Here is a 2,964-nt window from a genome sequence, read left to right as displayed (position 1 = left end):
TGAGTTGTAGAAGATGAACTCGAGGATCACGCGGTGACCGCCCTGCTGTCCAGCACGACCACCCCGCTACACCACTATGAGGGACTCAACTTCGCTTCCCCACCGATGGGGGCATATCCGCCGCACGGGACCGGGCCCCCGAACTCGTCGGCGATTGCGGTGAGGCAACACGGGATCGGCCGACCGACGGCCGCAAACGCTGTTGCGTAGCGGGAATGGGTATGGACGACGGACCGAATATCAGGCCGTCCACGATAGATCGTGAGGTGTGATTGGGTGTCCGATGAAGGTCCGCGATGCCCGTCGACGATCCGGCCATCGAGGGTGAGGACGACCATGTCATCGGGCGTCATCTCGCAGTAGCGTAGGCCCGATGGTTTGATGACGATGTAGTCCCCCTCGCGTGCGGAGAGGTTTCCGCCCGTCCAGGCGACGAGCCCTTCGCGGGCGAGGGCAAGGTTGCCTTCGCACACATCTACTTTCAATGATTCGAGCATTATTCTCCTTGTCTTATGAGGCGGGGGTGGCCAGCAAACCAGCGTTGGCGAGCCATGTGGACACCAGGGCCCGGGCATCGGAGCAGCGTTGCAACGAATCGGGCGCATCGTCGTTCCACATTTCGACCATGATGCGGCCGCTCCACCGCTGTCGGGCCAGTTCACTAAAGGCCGCCGAGAATTCTGCGATGCCTTCACCGAGCGGCACCCGGCGCGGTTCGCCGACGCGCACGTCTTTGATGTGGAGCGCGACCATGCGGCCCTGCCCGGCGGCGAGTTCGGCGACGGTGTCGAGTTGCTGTTCCGCGAGATTGCCGATGTCGGGATAGATCTGCAGCCACGGGGAGCCAACCTCGTCGGCGATCTCTTTTGCGATCGAGATGGAGGTGACGTCCTGGCCGTCAACGTTCTCGATGCCGAGCATCACGCCCGCTCGCGCGGCGATCGTTGTCGCCTGGGTAAGTGTCGCGACATAGCGTTCCCGTTGCCCCGGGTCGCTGTCTTCGTAAAAGGCGTAGTATCCGGCGACCTGGACGACGGGGATGCCGAGATCATGGGCGAGCCAGATGGCGTCTTCGAAGATGTGCGCGGCCTGTTCGCGCACCGCAGGATCGGCCGATCCTGGCCCGATTGCCCGATGGACCGAGAGGCAAATGCCTCCCAGCTGAACACCGTGGCGAGCCGCGGCGTCTCTGACCCGGCGCCGTTCGGCCGTCGGCCAGTGCAAGCGCGATTGGCGTTCGGCGGTTTCGTCGATGCTGAGATCAACGAAGTCGAAGCCGGCTTGCCGAACTCCGGCAAAAAATTCGTCCCAATCGTCGGTGTGGGGCAGCGCTTTTTCGTAGATCCCGAGGGAGATTTGGCCACCGGATTGGTGCGAGACGCTGCCGCAGCCGCACAGCGTTTGTCCCATGAGGTTCATGACCCGAACACCTCGCGAATCCGGCCTTGCAACCGGGCCGCGGATGCGGCCGGATCTGCCGCGCCGACGATTTCTCGGCCCGAAATGATGATGCCGAGCGGAGTATCGGCGAAGGTGTCGATGTCTGCGGGGGTGATCCCGCCGGTGGCAGTGACGGTGAAGCCCATGTCGGAGAGCTCGCGGATTCGATCGAGGTCTTCCAGGCTCCAGACGAGCGCGCCTGCCGCTTCAGCATCTCGGGAGCGTTTCACGATGACGTGTCGGACGCCGGCATCACGCCACGCGCGTGCGCGCGTGAGGTCGAACCACTCACTGGACAGCTCAACTTGAACCTCGCCGTCGTGCTCGCCAGCTACCCGCACGACCTGCTCGATTGTTGCGAGCGAAGCCCCGGCGACACAGGACACGAGCGAGGCGCCGGCAGCGAAGCAGTGCTTGGCGATGATCGAGCCGGCTTCCGCGATTCGCACGTCGGCGAGGATCGGGAGCTCGGGGTAGAGGGCGCGGATGGCCCTCACCGCATCCAGGCCCTCATTCAAGATGAGGATCGTCCCGCATTCGATGATGTCGATGTGCTCGATCGCAGCATTGAGTGGACGCAGGGCCGAGGGCAGGTCGGAGGTGTCGAGTGCGATCTGGAGTTGGACGCTCACGTCAGCTCTTCCGCATCGTGAAGAAGCGCTGGCCGTTGGTCATGAGGAGCTTTTCTACGTAGTCCCGCTCGAAACCTTCGGCGAGCATCCGCGGCCCGTCAACGGCAGGGTTATAGTCGACGCCGGTCACTGCGCCGTAGGCCTTCTGATATGAGCGCTTGCCGGAGTCGGTGCCGAGCAGGAGACGATCCCCGTAGCCCATCTCGCCGAGTTCACGAGGTTCCTTGATGCGGTTGGAATCCGGCTGGTACTTGATCCGGTAGGTGCCGTCGATCTCGAGGTAGACGCCCTCGTTTAGGATCTGCGACAGGTAGTAGATATCGGCGTTTCGCTGGATGTGGCCGATCGCGATCTGGTCGGCAGGAACTCCGAGTTTCTTCAGCTCCTGAGCCTGCTCCAATCCGCACGTGCCGTAGGTGGTGTGCGTGTTGATGGGGGCTCCGGTCTCGATGGACGCGTGCGCTGCGGCCTGCATGCACTTGTATTCAAACGGCGTGATCTTGCCGTATGCGGTGCCCACCTTGATACAGCCGGCTCGGTAGCTGGTGCGTTCGACGATCGGGCCCGAGTAGTCGTGGCGGTCGATGCCTTCTTCGATATCGGCGATCAGGAGGTCGGCGATCTGAGTGACGGAGTAACGGTTGACCCAGTGGGACTGGGTCTCGAGGTAGACATGCTCCCGGTGGAAGCCGGTCGTCGCGATGACCTGCAGGCCATCGACGGCCTTTTCGACCTCGGCGAGTTTTTCTAGATCGCGCCCGCAGTTCGCCGGGCACATATCGACAACAGTGCCGCCTAGCGGAGTTGAGTCCCTCATAGTGGTGTAGCGGGGTGGTCGTGCTGGACAGCAGGGCGGTCACCGCGTGATCCTCGAGTTCATCTTCTACAACTC

Annotated in this window: 4 protein-coding genes; all 4 read right to left on the bottom strand. The window is 62.9% G+C overall.

Going from position 1 to position 2,964, the window contains the following annotated elements; all coding sequences use genetic code 11:
• Positions 1 to 74: 74 nt before the first annotated feature.
• Genes BSZ39_RS12485 through BSZ39_RS12470 form a run of 4 tightly spaced genes read right to left on the bottom strand, consistent with a single transcriptional unit; the run spans position 75 to position 2,889 of the window.
• Positions 75 to 497 (bottom strand): class II aldolase/adducin family protein, encoded by a 423-nt coding sequence (locus BSZ39_RS12485; protein WP_073717631.1) that lies wholly within the window; start codon positions 495 to 497, stop codon positions 75 to 77.
• 13 nt (positions 498 to 510) lie between these two features.
• Positions 511 to 1,419 (bottom strand): L-ribulose-5-phosphate 3-epimerase, encoded by a 909-nt coding sequence (locus BSZ39_RS12480; RefSeq protein ID WP_222842963.1) that lies wholly within the window; start codon positions 1,417 to 1,419, stop codon positions 511 to 513.
• The gene (locus tag BSZ39_RS12475; RefSeq protein WP_073717630.1) at positions 1,416 to 2,072 is read right to left on the bottom strand and encodes an orotidine 5'-phosphate decarboxylase / HUMPS family protein; all 657 of its coding nucleotides are present in this window, start codon (positions 2,070 to 2,072) and stop codon (positions 1,416 to 1,418) included. The genes BSZ39_RS12480 and BSZ39_RS12475 overlap by 4 nt, the downstream gene beginning before the upstream one ends.
• A 1-nt stretch (position 2,073) precedes the next feature.
• The gene (locus BSZ39_RS12470; RefSeq protein ID WP_083603355.1) at positions 2,074 to 2,889 is read right to left on the bottom strand and encodes a phosphotriesterase family protein; all 816 of its coding nucleotides are present in this window, start codon (positions 2,887 to 2,889) and stop codon (positions 2,074 to 2,076) included.
• Positions 2,890 to 2,964 lie beyond the last annotated feature (75 nt).

Source organism: Bowdeniella nasicola (assembly GCF_001907295.1).
Taxonomy (GTDB): Bacteria; Actinomycetota; Actinomycetes; order Actinomycetales; family Actinomycetaceae; genus Bowdeniella; species Bowdeniella nasicola.
Note: the sequence above shows the minus strand (reverse complement) of the source record. Positions and strands in the feature narration are given on the sequence as shown.